Here is a 22,026-nt window from a genome sequence, read left to right as displayed (position 1 = left end):
CGCAAATAGACGGCCGGAGCCGGTCTGCAAAATGCAAAGCCTGCAGAACTTTCCGTCCGGCAGGCTTTGGTGTGAGTCAGATCCGGCGTACAGAGGCTTGGAGTGCCGGTACCGCCAGACCGGTTTTCAGCGCGCGATCAGGCTGGCTTGTGCATCTTTTTGCTGCTGTGCTGCATATGATGCTTTTTGGCAGGTTTTGCCTTCATATGCTTGACGGTGGGCGCCGCTGCTGCTGCGGAAGGTGTGGCAGGCTGCGCCGGCGCGGCGGCTTGAGCAAAAGCGCCAGCAGCGAACGAACCAGCAATCAGGACAGCGAGTAGTTTTTTCATAGTTGCCAATTTCCTAAAGATGCGGCAATGCCAGGTTTCAGATTGAAGTGAGGAGCAGCCCATCTGTCCCTCACACCCTCTCAACAGCAGCTCTGTGCCGCCGTTGACAGGTTTTTATGCTGTATTTCTTAAAATTTGCTTAGAGCAAGGTGCCAAAATCGGGGGCAACAAAAGAGCACCAAAAAGGTGCGCCGCCGCGCAATATTCAAGACTAGGAGATTCCACAACATGAGCACGTCCCAGCACATCCAGGTTCCGCCGCAGGGGGAGAAGATCAGCGTCAACGCGGACAAGACACTGAATGTTCCGAGTCAACCCATCATTCCCTTCATCGAGGGCGATGGTGTCGGTGTCGATGTGACGCCGGTGATGCGCAAGGTGGCTGACGCTGCCGTCGCCAAGGTCTACGGCAGCCAGCGCAAGATTGCCTGGATGGAGGTGTATGCGGGTGAGAAGGCCACGCGCGTCTACGGCCCCGATGTCTGGCTGCCCGAGGAAACCGTCGCCGCTGTGCGCGACTATGCCGTGTCCATCAAGGGCCCGCTGACCACGCCCGTGGGCGGCGGCATCCGCTCGCTGAACGTGGCGCTGCGCCAGGAGCTGGACCTGTATGTCTGCCTGCGCCCCGTGCAGTACTTCAAGGGCGTGCCTTCGCCGCTCAAGGAGCCCGAGAAGACGAATATGGTGATCTTCCGCGAGAACTCGGAGGACATCTACGCGGGCATCGAATACGCGGCCGGCAGCGAGAAGGCGAAAAAGCTCATCGACTTCCTGGCCAAGGAAATGGGAGCCAACAAGATCCGCTTTCCCGAAACCTCGGGCATCGGCATCAAGCCCGTCTCGCGCGAGGGTACGGAGCGCCTGGTGCGCAAGGCCATCCAGTACGCCATCGACAACAACAAGCCCAGCGTGACCCTGGTTCACAAGGGCAACATCATGAAGTACACGGAAGGCGCTTTCCGTGACTGGGGCTATGCGCTGGCGCAGCGCGAGTTCGGTGCCGAGCTGATCGACGGCGGCCCCTGGTGCCGCATCAAGCACCCGAAGACGGGCAAGGACATCATCATCAAGGACTCGATCACCGACGCCTTTTTGCAGCAGATTCTGATGCGTCCGGCCGAATATTCGGTGGTGGCCACGCTCAACCTCAACGGCGACTACATCTCGGATGCGCTGGCCGCGCAGGTGGGCGGCATCGGCATTGCGCCCGGTGCCAATCTGTCGGAGAGCATTGCCTGCTTCGAAGCCACCCACGGCACGGCGCCGCGCTATGCGGGCAAGGATTATGTGAACCCCGGCTCCATGATTCTGTGCGCCGAGATGATGCTGCGCCACATGGGCTGGCGCGAGGCTGCGGATCTGATCGTCGAGTCGCTGGAAAAAGCCATCCAGAGCAAGCATGTGACCTATGACTTCGCCCGCCTGATGGACGGTGCGACCCAGGTGTCCTGCTCGGGCTTCGGGGATGTGGTGATCTCGATGATGGACTGAGCTGCGCCGCCTGCCTGGCAGCTTTGAAGATCTGCCGGCACTGCCATCTCAGCGGCCGCACCGTCTCCACGGTGCGGTTTTTTTATGCCTTCTTACCTGGGGCTTGTAGTCCTGAGGCTGGCGTGCAAAGCCTCGAAAGTATGTCGATGTGTATCGGCGTTAAGGCGTGCAATACACAAATGGCAATTAATTTCAGGTGAGGCTATGGCTCCTTCATCCAATGACGGGCGCTGGTACTGGCTTGCAGTGGCGTTGCTGATGCTGCTCATGGGTCTGTACCTGACCATAGGCGGCGGCATTCTGCTCGGCAAGGGAGGCAGCTGGTACTTTGTGCTGATGGGGTTGGCGATGCTGGCGTCGGCCACACTGCTGCTGGCGCGGCGCAGGGCTGGCGCCCATCTCTATGCGCTGGCCTTTGTGCTGAGCATGGTCTGGGCCTGGTGGGATGCGGGCTGGGAGTTCTGGCCGCTGGTGTCGCGCCTGATGGTGTTTGCCGTGCTGGGCCTGCTGGTGGCCCTGGGCTATGCACAGCTTGAGGCGGGCAAGCTGGTCATGAACGACTACGGACGCCTGGGAGCCGCAGTGTCGGTGGTGGTGCTGGGCCTGGGCATAGTCGCGACGGCCGTCAGTGCCTTCTCGCCCAAGGGCGTGATTGCCCCCGAGGTCACCGAAGTGCCTTCGGTAGGCTCCATGGAGATCAAGGCCTCGGACTGGACGGACTGGGGGCAGGGCCCCGCAGGACAGCGCTTTGCGGCTGTCGAGCAGATCAGCCGGGACAATGTCGACAAGTTGGCCGTGGCCTGGACTGCGCGCACCGGCGATGTGCCGCAGAGCACGGGCTCGGGTGCCGAAGACCAGAACACGCCGCAGCAGATCGGTGACCGCCTGTATGTCTGCACGGCCTACGGCAAGGTGCTGGCGCTGGATGTGGACACGGGCGAGGAGAAGTGGAAATTCGACCCCGAAGCCAGGTCGCCCAACTGGCAGCGCTGCCGAGGCCTGGGTTACTTCGATGGCAATGAGGCCGCAATCAAGGCCTCGGGCGCACTCGGCAAGCCCGGAGATGGTGTGCCAGGCTGCAGGCGTCGTCTGTTTCTGCCCACCATCGATGCGCGCCTGATCGCGCTGGACCCCGACTCCGGCAAGCCATGCACCGACTTCGGCAAGGACGGTGTGGTGGATCTGACCGAAGGCATGGGAGAGGTCAAGCAGGGCTGGTATCAGCAGACCTCGGCGCCGCTGGTGGCCGAGAACCTGGTGATCGTGGGCGGCCGCGTGGCCGACAATTTTTCGATCGACGAGCCATCGGGCGTGGTGCGCGCCTTTGATGTGCACAGCGGCAGGCTGGTCTGGGCCTGGGACCCGGGCAATGCAGACATCACCGGACAGCTGCCCCAGGGGCAGACCTATACGCGCAACTCGCCCAATGTCTGGGGCGGCATGTCCTATGACGCCAGACTGGGGCTGGCCTATCTGGGCACGGGCAATGCGACGCCGGACTTCTATGCGGCCCAGCGCACGCCGGAGATGGAGAAGAACAGCTCCGCCATCGTGGCTATGGATATCCGCACGGGCAAGCCGCGCTGGCTCTACCAGACCGTGCACCACGATCTGTGGGACTTCGACATTCCGTCCCAGCCCGCTCTGGTCGATGTGAGCAATGCCCAGGGCGGGGTGGACCCCGCGCTGCTGCAGGTGACCAAGCAGGGCATGATCTTCATGCTCAACCGCGAGACCGGCGAGCCTCTGGCAGAGGTGCAGGAGCTGCCCGTGCCGCAAGGCCATGTGCCCGGTGAGCGCTATGCGCCGACCCAGCCGCATTCCACGGGCATGCCCAATATCGGCAACCAGACCCTCAAGGAGTCCGATATGTGGGGGGCCACGCCTTTCGATCAGCTGCTGTGCCGCATTGCCTTCAAGGACATGGATCATCAGGGCGTGTTCACGCCGCCGGGAATGGGGCCGACGCTGCAGTTTCCGGGCTCGCTGGGCGGCATGAACTGGGGCAGTGTCTCCATAGACCCGATCAGTCAGACCATGTTCGTCAACGATATGCGCCTGGGTCTGGCGAACTACATGATTGCGCGCGCCGATATGAAGCCGGGCGCCAGCGGCATCGAGATGGGGGCCGTGCCCCAGGAGGGCACGCCGTTCGGCGCCATGCGCCAGCGCTTTCTGTCGCCGCTGGGCATTCCCTGTCAGAAGCCGCCCTTCGGCACCATGACGGCCGTGGATCTGAAATCGCGGCAGATCAAATGGCAAGTACCCGTGGGCACAGTGCGTGACACCGGTCCTCTGGGCATTCCCATGTGGCTGACCATTCCCATCGGCATGCCCACGCTGGGGCCATCCATGGTCACCAAGTCGGGGCTGGTGTTCTTCGCGGGCACGCAGGATTTCTATCTGCGCGCCTTCGACAGTGCCAACGGCAAGGAGATCTGGCGCTCGCGCCTGCCTGTGGGCAGCCAGGGCGGGCCCATGAGCTATGTCTCGCCCAGAACCGGCAGGCAGTATGTGGTGATCACCGCCGGTGGCGCACGCCAGTCGCCCAAGCGCGGTGACTATGTGATCGCCTATGCCCTGCCGCAGTAGCGAAGGCAATAGCGACAGGGTGTGGAGTCGCCGGCAGAATGATGCATAAAAGATAGCTGCTTGCGCTTGATGAATAATGAATTCAGATTGAATAATGCCTGAACTCTTTAAATATCAAGCGCTGCAAGCTATGAATAAAAGAGTGTCTGCTGCGCAGACTATGCCACTCAGCGCGCTGGCAGCTCGCAGCCGTCGGGGCCGCAACTGGGGTCGCCACTGGTGTCGGTGTTGCCGGCCTGCTGCTGGTTGAGCTCGGCAATCTGCTCGGCCCAGGCGGCCAGCTGCTGTTTCCAGCCGTCGACATCGCCCAGCCATTCGCCGATCTCGATGCGCTGCACGGCGCGTTGGCCAGCCTGCTCGGGGTGGTCGAATTCCAGCGCCAGGGTGGGGAAGCCCTGGCCCTGCACCATGCCCAGCCATTCGCGGCTTTCGGCAATATGCTTTTGCGTGGCCGCGCCGCTTTGCTCGGCGTAGGCCGCGTCATAGGCCGCGCTGTCCAGACCGATGCCGGCTGCCAGCTCGCGCAGCACGGCGGGCTCGCTGATGCGGCGGCCCTCCACATAATGGGCTTTTTGCTCGGCAGCCAGCATCTCCAGGCCCTTGCCGGCCAGCGCTTCGGCGGCCAGCAGGGCCGTGGTCGGGGGCTCGGAGTCCAGCGGCGCGCCAATGTCATTGAGCAGGCCGTTGAGATAGGCATCGCCAAAAGGCTGGCCCGTCATCTCGGCAATGCGCTGGTCGCTGGGCATGACTTTGTCACGCCAGTCCGCGGTGATGGTGCGCGTGTGGGCTCCGGTCAGCATACCGCCGGCATGCCATTGAACCTCGATGCCGGACACCTCGCGCGCGGCCTTGACCAGCGGGGCAGCGGCATAGCACCAGCCGCACAGAGGATCGAAAATATAGTGCAGCACCAGGGCGGGCAGCTTGGATGTGTTCATATTGGGCGACCTTGCAGGCCGGTAGATTTGCAAACAAGCTTCAATGTAAGCGCGGTAGCGGCGCTGGCGCCGTAATGGCCGGGTATGACCTTGGCGCCGGTCTTGGCAAAATGGCTGCATTGTCCTCAGCTTGTTTGCCTGCCCATGCGCCTGAATGTCACGCCGCCGCCCCAGTCCTCGCCAGAGTCCGAGCCTTCCCCGCAATCCGTGGCACGGCGCAGCACCATGCTGTTTCTGCTGTTCTGGCTGGTGGTCATGGCTGCGATGTATCTGGCCATGCAGCATTTCCTCAAGCCGGCCCAGGCCAAGGTCATGGCCGACGGCACGGTGCGCATAGAGCGCGGCATGGACGGGCATTTCCGTGTCAAGGGCTATGTTAACGATCAGCCCGTCACCTTTATGGTCGATACCGGTGCCACCTCGGTCAGCGTGACCGATGCGCTGGCCGAGCGTGCCGGCCTGGAGGGGGGCGAGAAAGTGCGTTTTCGCACGGCCAACGGCGAACGTGACGGCCGCATCGTCACCGCCGACGAGGTCCGTATCGCCAGCCTGCGTGTGCGCGACGTGCGCGTGGGCACGGGCTATACGGGCGACGATAGCGACGACGCCTTGCTGGGCCAGAACTTTCTGCGCTTCTTCGATGTGCAGATGAGCGGCGATGAAATGCTGCTGCGCCCGCGCAAGTGAGTGCCGTGAAGACACTGGCCGTGATTTTTCGCACTTGTGCGAGTCATAGGCCGCGGCAGCCCAAAAGCGATCGCAGACTGGATTAAAGTAGGGCGCTTTGCCAACCGGCAAACAGGAATAGTGCGCTGTGCGTGGGCCTCACACGGGCCTCTTGCGGTTGCCGCACTCGCCGCTCATGGGTGAAAGACATGTTCCGGGACTGTTGCCATTCAATGGACCGCAGGCGAAAGCTGGCTGCGGCAGACGACACTCAATGGACTGGTTAACCCAACTCTTCAAAGCCCTCAACGATATTGTCTGGGGCGTTCCCATGATCGTGCTGATTCTCGGCACGGGTTTTTATCTGCAGGTCCGCCTGGGCTTCATGCCGCTGCGCAACATCGTGCGCGGCTTCCGCATGATCTGGCGCAGCCGCCGTCCCGGCGACAAGGCCGATGGCGACATCACTCCCTATGCAGCGCTGATGACGGCACTGTCCGCCACCGTGGGCACGGGCAATATTGCCGGCGTGGCCACGGCCATTGCCGTGGGCGGCCCGGGCGCACTGTTCTGGATGTGGATGACGGCGCTGCTGGGCATGGCTACCAAGTATGGCGAGGTGGTGCTGGCGGTGAAGTACCGTGAGAAAAACGACCACGGCCAGTGGGTGGGCGGCCCGATGTACGCCATCAAAAACGGTCTGGGCAGCAAGTGGAAATGGCTGGGTACGCTGTTTGCCATCTTTGGCGGTCTGGCCGGTTTCGGCATCGGCTCCATGGTGCAGTCCAACGGTATTGCATCGGCCATGCACACGGCTTTCGGTCTGGAGAGCTGGATCACAGGCCTGGGCCTGGCCGTGCTTACCGGTGCCGTGGTGCTGGGAGGCATCACCCGCATCGGCGCGGTGGCCGAAAAGCTGGTGCCTGCCATGTGCGTGGCCTATGTGATCTGCGTGCTCTATGTGCTGGGCGTGTACTTCGACCGCATTCCGGCTGCGTTTGCACTGATCTTCGAGCAGGCCTTCAGCCCCACGGCGGCCACGGGCGGCTTTCTGGGCTCGACGGTGCTGATGGCCATCCGCATGGGCGTGGCGCGCGGCATTTTTTCCAACGAAGCGGGCCTGGGCACGGCCGGCATCGCCCAGGCTGCTGGTGCCACGCGTGACCCCGTTTTCTCGGGGCTGGTAGGCATGATGGGTACCTTCATCGACACCATCATCGTCTGCACCATGACCGGGCTGGCCATCGTGGTCAGCGGCGTCTGGAATTCCGGCGCTACCGGGGCCGTGCTGTCCACCCAGAGCTTCGAGGCCGCCATGCCCGGCGTAGGCAAATATGTGCTGGCCGTTTCGCTGTCGGTATTTGCCTTCACCACGATTCTGGGCTGGGCCTATTACGGTGAAAAATGCTGGACCTATCTGGTCGGCACCATCTGTGAAAAGCCCTTCCGCATCCTCTGGACCATCAGCGCCTTTGTGGGTGCCGTGGCCACGCTGGACTTTGCCTGGCTGGTCGCCGATACGCTGAACGCGCTGATGGCGATTCCCAATCTGATCTCGCTGCTGCTACTCTCACCCGTGATCGTGCAGCTCACGCGCGAATACTTTGCGCGCCAGGATAATCAGGCCTGATCATTTCGGCAGCTTTAGGCACTTGACGCACAAGTGCTGGAGCTTGACTTGACCTCACACAGGGCGCAGTTGTGCAAGCAGCTGCGCCCTGTGCAGTTTTGGGGCCGTGGCTGAAGCTGCCCCGCATATCTGCGAAAATACCCCCTATACAGGGAATGACTGTTGCGGAAAATCTTGCCGCAGCCGTTGTGCGTATCGAGGCTCGATCCACACCCTTGCTTCGTGGCCTGCCGGGCTTCATCTTGAGATGAGACTGCAGGTTTTTCATGTTGCCGAGCCTCAGGTCGAATCGCCGCATTGTCGCGATTCCCGCTTTGCGCCCGACCACACGCCATTGCCCGGCAGCCATGCAGGCCGTCAGGCGCAGCCATGGATAGTCCGCCGTGTCCCACCGCCAGCCCGTTCGCGTTCCCGAACGTCACCAGTTTGATGCCCTGATCGATGCCCGCTCGCCCGCCGAGTTTGAGCAGGACCATATCCCCGGCTCCATCAACTGTCCGGTACTGAGCAATGCCGAGCGTGCCGAGATCGGCACCATCTACAAGCAGGTCAGCCCTTTTGAGGCCAAGCGTCTGGGGGCGGCCTATGTGTCGGCGAATCTGGCACGCCATCTGCGCGAAACCTTTGCCGACAAGCCTGCCAACTGGAAGCCCCTGGTCTATTGCTGGCGCGGCGGCCTGCGCAGCGGCTCCATGGTGACCTGGCTGCGTCTGGTCGGCTGGAATGCCCAGCAGCTGGCCGGCGGCTACAAGGCGTTTCGCGGCCATGTGATTGCGCAGCTCGAAAGCCTGGTGCCTAAGCTGCAGATGCGCGTGCTCTGCGGCGCCACCGGCTCGGCCAAGACCCGTGTGCTGCATGCGCTGGCCCAAAGCGGAGAGCAGGTGCTGGACCTGGAGGGCTATGCCAGCCACAAGGGCTCATTGCTGGGCGGTCTGCCCGGTATCGAGCAGCCCAGCCAGAAGCGTTTCGAGACCCTGATTGCCGAGCAGCTTGAGACCTTCGATCTCTCGCGTCCCGTCTATCTGGAAGGCGAGAGCGCCAAGATCGGCCGCGTCGGCCTGCCGCTGGTGCTGGTGCAGCATCTGCACAAGGCTCCGGTCATCGAGGTGCGTGCGACGACCGCCGCACGTCTTTCCTATCTGCTGCGCGACTATGCCTACCTGGGGGACGATCCCGAAGTGCTGGCCACCAAGCTGGGCTGGCTCAAGGAGCTGCAGGGCAAGGAGACCGTGGGCCGCTGGCAGCAATGGGCTCGGGCCGGGGAGCTGCCTTCGCTGTTCGAAGAGCTGATGCTGCGCCACTACGACCCGCACTACGAGCGCTCTCAGTCGAATCACTTCGAGCAATGGCCTCGGCGCCAGGTTCTGGAGACAGACCAGCTTTCGGACGAGGCCATCGCCGGTCTGGCGCAGCAGATCATTGCGATGCAGGCGCGCTGAGCCAAGCCGCTTGTTCAAGCCTGCCAGCTGAAATGGGCCGGTGCGGTGCGGACTAGTCCAGCTTCATCACCATCAGCACCTCGTCGAAATACTCGCCGTCCACATACAGGGCCGCAGGCTCCAGCCCATATTCGCTAAAACCTGCTTGCTCATACAAGCGTAGTGCGTTGCCGTTGCCGGCATTGCAGCCCAGCATCAGCTGTCGCAAGTTCAGCGCTCTGCCGTGCTCAACAGCCATCTCCAGCAGGCGGCGGGCCAGGCCTTGGCCCCGGGCCGGCGCAGCCACGTACATGGCAAAGAGATTGCCCTTGTGCGCAGTCTTTTCTCCCTGCTCGCGATACATGCCCAGGGTGGCGCAGAGTCTGCCGTCGGCGTCAAAGCCTCCCCACATGGCTTGACCTGGCGTGCTGCCGAAACGACTCAGTATCTGCGCATCGCCGAGTGCCCGTTCGCTGGCAGGCGTGGCTCCGAAGGCGGTGGGGCATTCTGTCAGAGCCTGCAGGCGCAGGGCGCGATAACTGCAAAGGTCGGACTCGGTCAGTTGGTGTATGTCATATTGCATGGACCGAGTTTAGACATGCCCGGCAAAAATGGGCACCAGCGACAGCAGCAGCAGACCGGCCATCACGCCGTTGAACATGCGCAGGGCCTGTGGAGTGCGCAGTGCGCGCCCCACGGTGCTGCCGAACAGGGTCCAGACGCTGATGCTGGGATAGTTGACCAGGCCCAGAACAAGGGCCGACAATATCAGATTGACGAAAAAGCCTTCGCGCGGTGTGTAAGTCGCAACCACGCCCACGGCCATGATCCAGGCCTTGGGGTTGACCCACTGGAAGGCAGCGGCCTGCCAGAAGCTGAACGGGCGGCTGCCCGACTGACCCTGGTCCACGCCGCCGGCACGGGCGATTTTCCATGCCAGCCAGATCAGATAGGCCGCGCCCACATATTTGAGCAGGGTGTAGATGCGTGGCTCGGCCTCGAACAGCTTGCCCAGGCCCGCGCCGATCAGCAGCACCATGATGACCACGCCCAGACAGATGCCCAGCATATGCGGCACGCTGCGGCGGTAGCCGAATGTGGCCCCCGAGGCCGTCAGCATCACATTGTTGGGGCCGGGCGTCACGGAGCTGACAAAGGCAAACATGGCCAGTGGCAGGATGAAGGCAGAGGATTCAGGCAGAAATGGCATGGTGAACCTTGGAGCTGCATAAGCGTTGTGCCTCTATACTAAGATCTGTAGTCAGTACACTATCAGTACACTTGTGCAGGCCAGTTTATGGGCTGGCCTGCTCTAATTGACCTGACACTTTGAGGAAGCACTTCATGCTGGATGCTCATATCGGCGGCAGGGCAGCGACCCCGGCAGCCTTGCCTGTGGCCGCTACGGCATCCCTGGGCTGGCAGCCCATGCGCTCCAGTGCAGCAGGCCTGGTGGATCAGCTGGTCGAGCATTTCGGCGGGCTGATCCGCAACCACGGCCTGCGTGTGGGCGTGCGCCTGCCTTCGGTGCGGGCGTTGGCGGAAAGCGCAGGTGTCAGCCGAGACACCGTGGTCCAGGCCTACGACAAGCTGGCTGCCCAGGGCCTGGTGCAATCGCGGCGCGGCAGCGGTTTTTATGTGGCGGCCCAGCGCCGCGTGATGGAGCCTGCTGCCGTGGCTGCCGCCTCGGCGCAGCCGGCGGACTTCGACACCGCTTATCTGCTGCGCGGCATTTTTCGCGACGACAGCGCGGGCACCGGGGGCGCAGGCTGCCTGCCTTCGAGCTGGATGGACCAGGGCCTGATCACGGGCGCCATGCGCGCCATCACCCGTAACAATGCGCGGGCCGAGCAGAGCTTTCTCAGCTATGGCCATCCACAGGGCTTTCTGCCATTGCGCCAGCAGATCGCCTCGAATCTGCAGGCCCAGGAGGTGCCGGCTCATCCCGAGGCCAACCTCATGACGGTGGGCGGCGTGACCCATGGTCTGGACCTGGTGGTGCGCTGTTTTCTCAAGCCCGGCGATACCGTGCTGGTCGAAGACCCGGCCTGGTTCCTGATCTTCGGGCGGCTCAAATACATGGGCGTGAATGTCGTCGGCGTGCCGCGCCTGCCCGGCGGGCCCGATGTGGCGGCCCTGGCATCGCTGGCCCAGAGCCACAAGCCCAAGCTCTTCATCCTCAACACGGCGGTACACAATCCCACGGGACTGAGCCTGTCTGCCGGCGTGGCCCACGAGGTGCTGCGCATTGCCGAGCGCCATGATTTCCTGCTGGTCGAGGACGACACCTATGCCGAATTCCTGGGCGCCACGCCGCTGAGGCTGGCGGCCATGGACAGATTGCAGCGCGTGATTCTGGTGGGGGGCTATTCCAAGACCTTGTCGGGCGGCCTGCGCGTGGGCTATATCGCGGCCAAACCCGAGTATGTGCACCGCCTGACCGACATGAAGCTGCTGGCGGGGCTGACTTCGTCGCTGCCGGCGGAGCAGATCGTGCACCATATTCTGGCCGACGGTTCCTTTCGCAAGCATGTGGACCGGCTGCGCGAGCGCGTGGACCGCGCGCGCGGGCGCTGCCTGCGCAAGCTCGAAGCGCTGGGCTGCCATGCGGAGTACGAACCCGTGGCCGGTACTTTTGCCTGGGTCGATTGCGGCGTGGACACCGAGGTGCTGGCGCGTCAGGCGGCGCTGAGCAATCTGCTGCTGGCTCCGGGCCTGCTGTTTTCACCGCAGCAGGCAACGAGCAGCAAGCTGCGTGTGCCCGTGGCGATGGCCGACCAGGCCGAGCCATGGAAGGTGCTGGAGCAGATCCTCAGGCAGCTGCGCAAATAGCGCCGAAACCGGTGCCTGGGCAGGGCGTCGTTCACGATTGATAACAATCGCGCGCCTCTAGCGTGATTGAGCGCATCGCATCTGCTGTTATGTTTGTAGCATGACAGCAGCACGAGCTTTGCCCCATGCCGCCGCAGGCCACTGCAGGCGCGATTTCCTGCGTGCTCGCCCGCGCATGGGGCGGTGGCTGCTGTCAGGGCTTGTGCTTTGCGGTCTGGCCGCTTGTTCCAGCGCCCCCACGAATCACGGCGAAGTGAAGGGCGAGAACTTTCACTCGCTCGAGCTGCTGCAGTCCGACAGCAACCGCATGGCAACGCTGGCCATGAAGGAGAATTTGGAGAGCCTGTTTCTCATCATGGACAAGCTCTATCGCCGCAACCCCGCCGAATGGAAAAAGACGGCTTCCAGCCGTGAAGCGGCCATGACCTATGTGCGTATTGCCGTCATGGAGCGCCAGCCCTGGCATGAGCTGCAGGACAAGCGTGACGTGGCGGCGCTGTCCCTGGCCTTGCAGCCCGAGTTCGCCGGAGACCGGGTCGCAGCCTTCGTCCATGCTGCAGCCGATATGCTGATCACCGCGCATGGCGGGCGAACCAGCTTCACGCTGATCGACGGGCTGGACCCGCAGCATGTCTTCAATGCGGCGCGCAATCTGGAAATTGCCAACTGGATTCTCAACTCACGCAAAGCACCCGGAGGAAAGCCCTTGCTGCTATCGAATCAGATAGCGGAAGAGGGGCGCAATCTGAGCTTCGAGCGCGAGATGGGAAAGATCATCGGCCGGCTGGATCTGGTTGCGGATTACACCACCGAGCGCTATCGGCGCTCCGTCATCGGCTATGCGCAGGGGTTGCTTGCCGGCCCGTTCATGCAGTTTTTGCCCGTTCGATAGAAGTTCTTCAGGCCTCACAGAGCACGATGGTGGCAATCGCGGACGAGTCTTCCATGGCACGCACGGCGTGGGGCATATTGGCTGGCAGATGCATGAGTTGCTTGGGGCCCAGTTCATGCACGGACTGGCCGATGAGAACCTCGAGTCGACCTTCCAGGCATTGAAGGCTGACGCTGCCAGGCACGCGATGCGGCGGCAGCGACTGGCCCGAGCGCAGCACGACGCGAATGACTTCCAGATCTTCCGCCTTGAAGAGCACGCTCGAGTGAGCGGCAGGAAGCCTGGCTCCGTAAGGAGCGACATCCAGAGCTTGGTGGGTGGGCGTGGAGTGGATATGGTCCATGACAGCACCTGAGCGAAAGCGGTAATAAGGCATTCTCCCCCGAGTGGGGCCCAAGTTCAATCACCGTTTTGTGACAGCGCTGTAGGGCATCAGGCCTTATCGCCTCGTTTCGTTGCTCATCAGCGCTGTTTGGTGCGCATCACTGAGGCTTGGGCGCGACTGGCAGCTGTTATGCCAGGTGCCGCAGATTCTCGGCAGGCATGGGGCTGAAGCCTGCTGCGGCGCATGTATTGCCGCCAGGCGTCGGAGCCGCTCTTGCTCTCGCTGTCGCTGCTGCCACCGCCGCCGCAGCCAAAAAGCTCCGCTGACCTCGACGCCTCTGGACCTGGCCAGAACGGGCCGCTGTCGCCACCTCAAGGGCATAAGGGCTGGGGACGCAGGTACGAATCCGGCTCATTTCTCCGTGCAGAGGGAAGGCGAGGCGTCGTGCGCAGTGGCTGGGAATGTCTAGCTGGATTTAATGATTCGTAAATCGAATCATTCATGCGGTTTAAACAATTGGACTTGAATGATTGAACGCTTCAGCATGCAGTGCAGGCACCGGATACAGGTGCCGCAGCCTGAACAAGGAGACAAGCATGAACAAGCGATTCTTACTGCGCGCCTGTGCGAGCGCAGGCCTGGCAGCCACCATGAGCATGGGCTTTGGCGGGACGGTGCTGGCTCAGGAGAGCTATCCCGCAGCCCCCATTACGCTGGTGGTGCCGTTTGCTGCTGGCAGCGGCACCGATGCGGTGGCGCGCGTGGTGGCCAACAAGCTGGGCGAGCGACTCAAGCAGCCCGTGGTGGTGGACAACCGGGCCGGGGCCAATGCCCAGATTGCAGCCGCGCATGTGGTCAAGGCCAAGCCGGACGGCTATACGCTGTTCATGACCACCAACACCTCGCATTCGGCCAATCCCTGGCTGGTCAAGGGGCTCAAGTACGACCCAGTCAAGGACTTCACGCCCGTGGCTCGCGTGGGCGAGTTGCCGTTCGCGCTGGTGGTCCATCCCTCGGTGCCGGCCAAGACTGTGGCCGAGCTGATTGCTTATGCCAGGTCGCATCCGGACAAGCTCTCCTACGGCACGCCCAACAGCACCTCGCTGGTGGCTTCGGAAACCTTCAAATACATCACGGGTACGCAGATCACCGGCGTGCCCTACAAGTCCAGCCCGCAGGCATTGACCGATGTGATGGGCAACCAGATCCAGATGTATGTGGCCGACCTGGGTTCGGCCTGGGGCACGCTCAAGACTGAGCGCGTGCGCACGCTGGGCGTGACGGCGGCCAAGGGGTCGCAGCTGCTGCCCAATGTGCCCGCCATCGGCAAGACGCTGCCGGGCTTCGACATCACCTCGTGGAACGGCATCTTCGGCCCGGCAGGCATGTCTAAGGCCATTGCCGAGCGCATCAACAGCGAGCTGCAGCTCATTCTCAAGGACAAGGCCGTGCAGGAGCAACTGGCCCAGGTCGGTTTTGAAGTCTGGCCCACGGCCACGCCCGACGAGTTCGCGCTCTATGTGAAGGAGCAGCTCGCCAAATGGGGGCAACTGGTCAAGCAGGCCGGCATCGAGGCGCAGTGAGATGACGAGCATGTACAGCAATAGCAGTCAGGCTGCGGGCCACACAGCGGGCCCATCAGCGGGTGCCTCGGCCGGTCCATTGGCCGGTGTCAGGATAGTGGACATGACCTCGGTGATCATGGGGCCGTTTGCCACGCAGATTCTGGCCGCCCTGGGGGCCGATGTGATCAAGGTGGAATCGCCCGAGGGCGACAACATGCGCCATGTAGGCCCCATGCGCAACCCCGGCATGGGCCCCATTTTTCTGCAGGCCAACCAGGGCAAGCGCTCCGTGGTGCTCGATCTCAAGCAGGCCGCCGCGCGTCAGGCGCTGCTGCAGCTTCTGGCCGATGCCGATGTCTTCATCAGCAATGTACGCCCCCAGGCCATGGCCCGGCTGGGACTGGACTGGCAGACGCTGGAGCAGAGCCATCCGCGCCTGATCCATGTGAGCTGCTGCGGCTTCGATCAGGCCGGCCCCTATGCGACCAAGCCGGCTTATGACGACCTGATACAGGGGGCGACCGGCGTGCCCTGGCTGACCCAGCAGTACGGCGGGGGCGAGCCGTCCTATGCGCCCATGACGCTGGGAGACCGGGTCACGGGCCTGCATGCGGTCTATGCGGTTACCGCCGCACTGTATGCGCGCGAGAAGAGCGGCCAGGGCCAGGCGGTGGTCGTGCCCATGTTCGAGGCCATGACGCAGTTCATCCTGGGCGATCACATGGCCGGGCTGAGCTTCGAGCCGCCGCTGGGCGATGCCGGCTATGCGCGGCTGCTGACGCGCCATCGCAAGCCCTACCGCACCAGCGACGGCCATCTTTGCGTGCTGATCTACAACGACAAGCACTGGCACAGCTTCTTCAACGCCATTGGGCAGGGCGAGCGCATGCGCGAGCCCATGTTTGCCAGCCACGGCCAGCGCGCAGCGAATATCGATGCCGTCTATGCCGAGGTGGCGAGCCTGATGCGCGAGCGCAGCACGGCCGAGTGGCGCGCGCTGCTCGATGCGGCCGATGTGCCGAATATGCCCATGGCTTCGCCCGAGGACCTGCTGGCCGACCCCCACCATGCGGCCACGGGTTTTGTGCGCGAGATCGAGCATCCCAGCGAGGGGCGGCTGCGCACCACGGCCAATCCAACGCAGTGGAGCGCAACGCCCCCGGGCCGCGAGGCCAGCGCTGCGCCGCAGCTGGGCCAGCACACGCTGCAGGTGCTGCGCGAGGCGGGTCTTGGCGAGGCGCAGATCGCCGCGCTGCAGGCCAGCGGTGCCTGCATGCAGGCTTCATCATCCAACGATAAAAGAGAGACAGACATATGCCCCGCTATCTGATCCGCGAGCAGGACGTACAGGGATACAGCCCCGCCAACCACCACGGCACGGTGAACCGCCGCCTGGTCAGCCAGGCCAATGTAGGCGCCCAGCACATGGAGGTGGTGCTCGGAACGCTGGAAAAAGGCGGCGGTGCGCTACCACATGCCCACCCCGGCATGGAGCAGGCCTGCTATCTGCTGGACGGCACGGCCGAGGTGGAGGTGCAAAGCCAGGGCCAGACCGAGCGCTTTGCCATGCAGGCGGGCGACACCTGCTTTTTCCCCGAGGACTGCATGCATGTGTTTCGCGTCACCAGCGACGAGCCCGTGCGTCTGCTGGTCATCTACAGCCCGCCCTATGGCGAGAACCCGGCGCGCGTGCGCCGGCCTGATTGATTAAAAACAATAGCTGATAGCGCCTGTCAGGCGGGCGTTTGAGGCGGATTTTATTGAGATTCAACCGATAGAGAGAAGTCGCCATGGATTTTTTATGGAGCGCCGAGCAGGAACAGATCCGGGACGCCGTGCAGCGCGCCTGTGCGCCTTTCGATGATGACTACTGGCTGAAGAAGGACAGGGACGGCGGCTTTCCGCACGACTTCCACCAGGCCCTGGCCGAAGCCGGCTGGCTGGGCATTGCCATGCCCGAGGAATTTGGCGGTGCGGGTCTTGGCATCACCGAGGCCGCGCTGATGATGCACACCATCTCGGCCACGGGTGCGGGCCTGTCGGGCGCCTCGGCCGTGCACATGAATATCTTCGGCTTGCACCCGGCCGTGGTCTTCGGCACCGACGAGCAAAGACAGCGCTGGCTGCCGCCGCTGATCGCGGGCCGGGACAAGGCCTGCTTCGGCGTGACCGAACCCAATGCCGGGCTCAACACCCTCAAGCTGCAGACCCGTGCCGTGCGCGAAGGCGATGTCTATGTGGTGCACGGGCAGAAGGTCTTCATCTCCACGGCCCAGGTGGCCAACAAGATATTGCTGCTGGCTCGTACCAGGCCCGTGGAGGAGTGCAAGGGCACCGAGGGCCTGTCGCTGTTCTACACCGACCTGGACCGCAGTCGCATCGCCGTGACCGAGATCGAGAAGATGGGTCGCAAATGCGTGGACACCAACCAGCTCTTCATCGACGGTCTGCGCATCCCGGTGCAGGACCGCATTGGCGAGGAGGGCAAGGGCTTTTCGTACATCTTGCACGGCCTCAACCCCGAGCGCATCCTGATCGCGGCCGAAGCCGTGGGCCTGGGCCGTGCGGCCCTGGCGCGTGCCACACAGTATGCGAACGAACGCGTGGTCTTCGACCGGCCCATAGGCCAGAACCAGGGCGTGCAGCACCCGCTGGCCCAGGCCTGGATGGGCCTGGAGGCCGCACACCTGATGGTGCAGAAGGCCGCCTTCCTCTATGACAAGGGCCTGCCCTGCGGCGCCGAGGCCAATGCCGCCAAGTACCTGGCCGCCGAAGCCTGCGCCAAGGCCTGCGAGACCGCCATCTTCACGCATGGCGGCATGGGCTATGCCAAGGAGTTCCATGTGGAGCGCTATATGCGCGAGTCCTGGATTCCGCGCCTGGCGCCCGTAAGCCCGCAACTCATCATGTGCTTTATCGCCGAGAAGGTGCTGGGCTTGCCGAAGTCATATTGATGACCCCCTGAGCCGCTGCGCGGCTTCCCCCTGGAAGGGGGACGACGCCCTCGCCGCGAGGCGGCTCTTGCTCGGCGTCCCTGGCGAAAGGAACGATGCCTGCCGCCGTGCCTGCATGGCAAGATCAGGTTATGAAGACTCATCTGTTGCGCTATTTTGTGGTTCTGGCCGAGGAGCTGCACTTCGGTCGGGCCGCCCAGCGCCTGTGCATCACCCAGCCGCCGCTGAGCATGGCGCTCAAGGCGCTGGAGCAGGAACTGGGCACGGTACTCATGGAGCGCGACGCCAAGAACGTGAAGCTCACGCCGGCAGGCGAGGCCTTTTTGCATGAGGCGCGCAAGGTGCTGGCTCAGCTCCAGCATGCGGCCGAGGTGGTGCGTGGCGTGGCCCAAGGGCTGCAGGGGCAGCTGGACATAGGCATCACGGGGTCCATGGTCTACCGCCAGGTGCCGGGGTTCTGCCGGGCCTTTCGCGCCGAGCGCCCGCTGGTCGAGCTATGCCTGCACGAGATGTCCACTCGCGATCAGCTGCAGGCCATTGCCAGGGGGCAGATCGATTGCGGCTTTCTCAACATCGGCACGCCCCAGGACGATATACGCACGCTGTCCATAGGCGAGGAGGCTTTTGTCTGCTGTCTGCCCAGTGAGCATGCGCTGGCCCGGCGTGCCGAAATCGACCTGCGCGAACTGGCCCAGGATACCTTTGTCATGTTTGCGCGCGAGGTGGCGCCGGCCAACTACGACAACGTCATCGCCTGCCTGCAGCAGGCCGGCATCCATCCCCATACACGGCATGCCGCGCGCCAGTGGCTGACCGTCATGGCCTTGGTCTCTGCCGGTCAGGGCGTGGCCCTGGTGCCGGCCTGCATGCAGACCGTGGGCATGAACGGTGTGTGCTTTGCGGCGCTGCGCGGCAGCCGGGTGACCACTCCGGCCGTGCTGGCCTGGCGGCCACGGGGCATGCCGGCCGTACTCGAAGCCTTTGTGGCCAGCGTGCAGAACCTGGTGGAAGCCGGGCAGCCAACACTTCCAGCCGCAGGCAGCTAAGCCCGCAACTGTGGCGCCTCTTCGGCTGCTGAGCGAGAAAACCTGTTCCTTGAGGGCCGGCGCTCCTGGTCATCAAGAATGGCAATGCCTGTGGCTCAGCCGAACTGAATGCCCTGGGCCAGCGGCAGCTCGCGCGAGTAGTTGATGGTGTTGGTCGTGCGGCGCATGTATTGCTTCCAGGCGTCCGAGCCGCTCTCGCGGTCGCCGCCAGTCTCTTTTTCGCCGCCAAAGGCGCCGCCGATCTCGGCACCGCTGGGCCCGATGTTGACATTGGCCATGCCGCAGTCCGAGCCGGCCGCGCTCAGAAAGACTTCCACCTCGCGCAAATCGTTGGAGAAGATGCAGGAGGACAGGCCCTGAGGCACATCGTTGTTGAGCGCAATGGCCTGCTCCAGATCCTCATAGCTGAGCACATAGAGCAGCGGGGCAAAGGTCTCGTGCCGAACGATGCTGGTCTGGGCCGGCATGTCCACAATGGCCGGAGCCACATAGAAGCCCTGCGGAAACTGCTGCTCCAGCTGGCGCTGGCCGCCCGTCAGCAAATGACCTCCGTCTTTCAGTGCCTGACTCAGCGAGTGCTGCAGCGCTTCGAATGATGCCTGGTTGATCAAGGGGCCGACCAGGGTATCCGGCTGCAGCGGGTTGCCGATGCGCAGGCTGCGATAGGCCGGCAGCAGCCTGTCCAGCAGCGGCTGTTTGACATCGCGGTGCACGATCAGACGGCGCAGCGAGGTGCAGCGCTGGCCAGCCGTGCCCACGGCGCTGAAGACGATGGCGCGCACGGCCAGATCCAGATCGGCTGCCGGCGTGACCACCATGGCATTGTTGCCGCCCAGCTCCAGAATGCGCTTGCCAAAGCGCGCCGCCACCTTGGGACCCACGGCGCGGCCCATGCGGCTCGATCCCGTGGCCGATACCAGCGCAATCCGGGGGCTGTCCACCAGGGCGTCGGCGGCAGCCGCGCCGCCCAGCACGATCTGCGCCAGACCTGCCGGTGCACGGTCGCCAAACCGGGCAACGGCGCGCTCCAGTGCCTTGAAGGTGGCGAGGCCCGATAGCGGTGCCTTGTCGGAGGGCTTGAAGATCACCGGGTTGCCGCAGACCAAGGCAATCGCCGCGTTCCAGGCAAACACGGCACTCGGAAAGTTGAAGGCCGTGATGACGGCCACCGGCCCCAGCGGGTGGTATTGCTCCATGATGCGGTGGCCGGGACGCTCGGAAACAATGGTCTTGCCATGCAGCTGACGCGACAGGCCCAGCGCGAATTCGCAGATGTCCACGCCTTCCTGCACCTCGCCCAGGCCCTCCTGAGCTATCTTGCCGACCTCACAGGAAATCACATGGCCTATATCGGCCTTGGCGCGGCGCAGCTCCTCGCCCCAGAGCCGCACCAGCTCGCCGCGCACCGGGGCGGGCACGAGGCGCCACTGCTTGAAAGCCTGCACTGCATGGTCTATGACCTGAGGCACCTGGGCTCCGGGCAGGGCGGCCAGACTGGCCAGTTCCGTGCCGTCGATGGGCGAGTGCACGCTGATGTCCTTGCCCGCCAGGGCCTGCAGCTCTATGCCGCAGCGGCTCAGCACGGTCTGGAAGTCGGTTGCGGAGATGGCGGTCATGGCAGTCCCTCCTGATTGGTGTGAGATACAGGCTTCAGCCGAGCAGGCCTTCGAAGTAGGGGGCCACGCGGGTGTTCGAGAGTGCGGCCAGCGTGCATTGCTCCTGGCGCACAAAGCCCTGCTGCGGCAGCTGGCCCGTGGCGAACAGCTCCACGGCGGCCAGCATGCCGGCCGAGGTCGTCAGCTCTATGGCCGTGCGCTGTCTGCCGCGCAGCGCCGCACCGAAGATGCGGGCGCCGCGCGTCAGCTGCTCCAGCCGGCCCGCGAGCTTGCCGCTGGCCATGGCGGCAACCACCACCATGTCTTCACGGCTGTGGGGCACCGCGCCTTCGAGCACCTGGCGCAGCAGATCGCGTCGCTCGATCAGGCGCAGTCCATGCAGCAGCAAATGCATGGCATCGCGGTGGCCGGGGTGGCGTATGGTCTTGTAGTTGAGGTTGCGCACCCGGCCCTGCAGCGTCTCGCACAGCGTGCCCAGACCGCCTGAGGTGTTGAAAGCCTCGAAGTTCTCGCCGTCCAGGATCAGCGGCTCGACCCCCTCCAGCGGCGGCACCAGCATGGGCTGTCCATTGACGATGGTGTTGCAGGGCTTGCAGTACTCGTTGATGACGCCGTCCACGCTCCAGGTGAAGTGGTAGCGCAGCGCATTCGTCGCATGGCGCGTGAGCGCGCCCACGCGCAGCTGCAGATCGAACAGCTCGTCGAACTGCTGGGCCAGATGGCCGCCCAGCATGCCGATCAGGCCCGGTGCCAGTCCGCACTGCGGCATCAGCACCGAGCGCGTCTGCGCCGCCATGTCCTGTATGGCGCGCATGGCCGCCACATCCTCGGTCAGATCGAAGTAATGCACGCCCTGCTGCGCCGCTGCCCGGGCCACGCGCTCGGCACAGAAGAAGGGTAGTGCATTGATGACCAGCGAGTGCTGCTGCAGCGCGTGGGTCAGCGCCGCATCGTCGTCGATGTCCAGCTGCAGCGGGCGGATCTGCGGGTCGTTGCCGGGCGGGGGTTGCATATCGGCCAGCGTGACGGTGGCTTCATGCAGCTCGGCAGCCATGTCGGCGATCGTTGAGCCGATCTTGCCGGCGCCGAGGATGAGAATGTTCTGTCCAGTCAGCTTCATCATGGAGAACTCCTTGAGAGCAACGCAGCGATCACTTCCTCTGGGGCCATCTTAAACACAGGGCAGAGATTTGCACCACTGAGAAAAGCGTCAGCAGGAGTCGATTTGCGTGGGCAGACAAGGAGTCTTCAGCAGGAGCAGTCCGCTTCGGAAAGAATAGCTGTCAGCACTTGCGGAGTCAGAGCTGACAGCTTGACAGGCTTCAAGCCCGGAGGCCTGCCGTGATACCCGCTGCAGCAGAGCGGGGTCAGCTGGCCGGTGACCGGGTCTGGTGGTTAGTGCTTGTGCAGCACGATGGTGATCAGGGCCGAGGAGTCGTGTTCGGCCTCGACCTCATGCATGGTTTGGGCGGGCAGAAACAGCAGCTGCCCCGCGTTCAATGTCTGGCGGCTTGCGCCCTGGATGACGGCGAGCTGCCCCTCCAGACATTGAATCGTCAGTTCGCCCGGCACCTGATGCGCAGGCAGGCGTTTGCCTGCCATCAACACCAGACGGATTACTTCCAGGGTGTCGGACTTGAAGAGTGCAGCGGTCTTCTGGTTTCCCAGCGAAGTGCCGTGGGGCTGCACTTCGACGGGAACCCCGGGTTGGGCGTGGGGCAGGGCCATGGTC

Annotated in this window: 20 protein-coding genes; 12 read left to right on the top strand and 8 right to left on the bottom strand. The window is 63.7% G+C overall.

The window, feature by feature from the left end; translation table 11 throughout:
* Positions 1 to 137: 137 nt before the first annotated feature.
* Entirely contained in the window at positions 138 to 329 is a 192-nt protein-coding gene (locus AAIL66_RS15070) for a hypothetical protein (protein ID WP_034409773.1), read from the bottom strand.
* A 228-nt stretch (positions 330 to 557) separates the two neighbouring features.
* Between AAIL66_RS15070 and icd the strand changes: the two genes are divergently transcribed.
* Positions 558 to 1,820, top strand: a complete 1,263-nt coding sequence (gene icd, locus AAIL66_RS15065; protein WP_034358243.1) for an NADP-dependent isocitrate dehydrogenase — start codon at positions 558 to 560, stop codon at positions 1,818 to 1,820.
* A gap of 204 nt (positions 1,821 to 2,024) precedes the next feature.
* Positions 2,025 to 4,412: a membrane-bound PQQ-dependent dehydrogenase, glucose/quinate/shikimate family gene (locus AAIL66_RS15060; RefSeq protein WP_343497111.1), complete on the top strand. Its 2,388-nt coding sequence runs from the start codon at positions 2,025 to 2,027 to the stop codon at positions 4,410 to 4,412.
* Positions 4,413 to 4,579: 167 nt separating this feature from the next.
* Here AAIL66_RS15060 and AAIL66_RS15055 read toward each other — a convergent pair whose 3' ends face one another.
* Complete coding sequence (locus AAIL66_RS15055) at positions 4,580 to 5,350, bottom strand: DsbA family protein (RefSeq protein WP_343497110.1); 771 nt, start codon at positions 5,348 to 5,350, stop codon at positions 4,580 to 4,582.
* Between the two features lie 144 nt (positions 5,351 to 5,494).
* Between AAIL66_RS15055 and AAIL66_RS15050 the strand changes: the two genes are divergently transcribed.
* From AAIL66_RS15050 to mnmH, 3 genes are all read left to right on the top strand, one after another.
* Positions 5,495 to 6,037 (top strand): TIGR02281 family clan AA aspartic protease, encoded by a 543-nt coding sequence (locus AAIL66_RS15050; RefSeq protein WP_012838794.1) that lies wholly within the window; start codon positions 5,495 to 5,497, stop codon positions 6,035 to 6,037.
* Between the two features lie 253 nt (positions 6,038 to 6,290).
* On the top strand, positions 6,291 to 7,646 hold the full coding sequence (locus AAIL66_RS15045; RefSeq protein WP_034358234.1) for a sodium:alanine symporter family protein: 1,356 nt from the start codon (positions 6,291 to 6,293) through the stop codon (positions 7,644 to 7,646).
* Between the two features lie 383 nt (positions 7,647 to 8,029).
* Positions 8,030 to 9,085, top strand: a complete 1,056-nt coding sequence (gene mnmH / locus AAIL66_RS15040; RefSeq protein WP_343497109.1) for a tRNA 2-selenouridine(34) synthase MnmH — start codon at positions 8,030 to 8,032, stop codon at positions 9,083 to 9,085.
* A 52-nt stretch (positions 9,086 to 9,137) separates the two neighbouring features.
* Here mnmH and AAIL66_RS15035 read toward each other — a convergent pair whose 3' ends face one another.
* Together AAIL66_RS15035 and AAIL66_RS15030 are read right to left on the bottom strand one after the other, a co-directional pair.
* On the bottom strand, positions 9,138 to 9,647 hold the full coding sequence (locus tag AAIL66_RS15035; RefSeq protein WP_343497108.1) for a GNAT family N-acetyltransferase: 510 nt from the start codon (positions 9,645 to 9,647) through the stop codon (positions 9,138 to 9,140).
* A gap of 9 nt (positions 9,648 to 9,656) precedes the next feature.
* Positions 9,657 to 10,274 (bottom strand): LysE family translocator, encoded by a 618-nt coding sequence (locus AAIL66_RS15030; RefSeq protein WP_343497107.1) that lies wholly within the window; start codon positions 10,272 to 10,274, stop codon positions 9,657 to 9,659.
* A gap of 134 nt (positions 10,275 to 10,408) precedes the next feature.
* Here AAIL66_RS15030 and AAIL66_RS15025 point away from each other — a divergent pair, with 134 nt between their 5' ends.
* The gene (locus tag AAIL66_RS15025) at positions 10,409 to 11,896 is read left to right on the top strand and encodes a PLP-dependent aminotransferase family protein (RefSeq protein WP_343497106.1); all 1,488 of its coding nucleotides are present in this window, start codon (positions 10,409 to 10,411) and stop codon (positions 11,894 to 11,896) included.
* Between the two features lie 100 nt (positions 11,897 to 11,996).
* On the top strand, positions 11,997 to 12,788 hold the full coding sequence (locus AAIL66_RS15020; RefSeq protein WP_034358223.1) for a hypothetical protein: 792 nt from the start codon (positions 11,997 to 11,999) through the stop codon (positions 12,786 to 12,788).
* A gap of 7 nt (positions 12,789 to 12,795) precedes the next feature.
* Here the strand turns inward: AAIL66_RS15020 and AAIL66_RS15015 are convergent, their stop codons facing one another.
* On the bottom strand, positions 12,796 to 13,131 hold the full coding sequence (locus AAIL66_RS15015) for a cupin domain-containing protein (protein WP_238585663.1): 336 nt from the start codon (positions 13,129 to 13,131) through the stop codon (positions 12,796 to 12,798).
* A 578-nt stretch (positions 13,132 to 13,709) separates the two neighbouring features.
* On the opposite strand from AAIL66_RS15015, the gene AAIL66_RS15010 reads away from it, so the two are divergent.
* The 5 genes from AAIL66_RS15010 (at position 13,710) to AAIL66_RS14990 (ending at position 18,678) form a co-directional block, all read left to right on the top strand.
* On the top strand, positions 13,710 to 14,696 hold the full coding sequence (locus tag AAIL66_RS15010; RefSeq protein WP_343497105.1) for a tripartite tricarboxylate transporter substrate-binding protein: 987 nt from the start codon (positions 13,710 to 13,712) through the stop codon (positions 14,694 to 14,696).
* A gap of 1 nt (position 14,697) precedes the next feature.
* On the top strand, positions 14,698 to 16,008 hold the full coding sequence (locus AAIL66_RS15005) for a CoA transferase (protein WP_343497104.1): 1,311 nt from the start codon (positions 14,698 to 14,700) through the stop codon (positions 16,006 to 16,008).
* Entirely contained in the window at positions 15,993 to 16,385 is a 393-nt protein-coding gene (locus AAIL66_RS15000; RefSeq protein ID WP_343497103.1) for a cupin domain-containing protein, read from the top strand. Before AAIL66_RS15005 ends, AAIL66_RS15000 begins: the two co-directional genes overlap by 16 nt.
* Before the next feature lie 83 nt (positions 16,386 to 16,468).
* Complete coding sequence (locus AAIL66_RS14995) at positions 16,469 to 17,632, top strand: acyl-CoA dehydrogenase family protein (RefSeq protein ID WP_019042041.1); 1,164 nt, start codon at positions 16,469 to 16,471, stop codon at positions 17,630 to 17,632.
* Between the two features lie 95 nt (positions 17,633 to 17,727).
* Positions 17,728 to 18,678: a LysR family transcriptional regulator gene (locus AAIL66_RS14990; protein ID WP_343497102.1), complete on the top strand. Its 951-nt coding sequence runs from the start codon at positions 17,728 to 17,730 to the stop codon at positions 18,676 to 18,678.
* A 95-nt stretch (positions 18,679 to 18,773) separates the two neighbouring features.
* On the opposite strand, the gene AAIL66_RS14985 is transcribed toward AAIL66_RS14990, so the two are convergent.
* The 3 genes from AAIL66_RS14985 to AAIL66_RS14975 all read right to left on the bottom strand — a co-directional run bounded on the left by AAIL66_RS14985 (position 18,774) and on the right by AAIL66_RS14975 (position 22,022).
* Positions 18,774 to 20,294 (bottom strand): aldehyde dehydrogenase family protein, encoded by a 1,521-nt coding sequence (locus tag AAIL66_RS14985; protein WP_343497101.1) that lies wholly within the window; start codon positions 20,292 to 20,294, stop codon positions 18,774 to 18,776.
* Positions 20,295 to 20,328: 34 nt separating this feature from the next.
* On the bottom strand, positions 20,329 to 21,417 hold the full coding sequence (locus AAIL66_RS14980) for a saccharopine dehydrogenase C-terminal domain-containing protein (protein ID WP_343497100.1): 1,089 nt from the start codon (positions 21,415 to 21,417) through the stop codon (positions 20,329 to 20,331).
* A gap of 272 nt (positions 21,418 to 21,689) precedes the next feature.
* A complete protein-coding gene (locus tag AAIL66_RS14975) occupies positions 21,690 to 22,022 on the bottom strand; it encodes a cupin domain-containing protein (RefSeq protein WP_045839500.1) in 333 nt (110 codons plus the stop codon).
* Positions 22,023 to 22,026: the final 4 nt, after the last annotated feature.

This window comes from Comamonas sp. F1-6 (assembly GCF_039581415.1).
GTDB lineage: Bacteria > Pseudomonadota > Gammaproteobacteria > Burkholderiales > Burkholderiaceae_C > Comamonas > Comamonas thiooxydans.
Note: the sequence above shows the minus strand (reverse complement) of the source record. Positions and strands in the feature narration are given on the sequence as shown.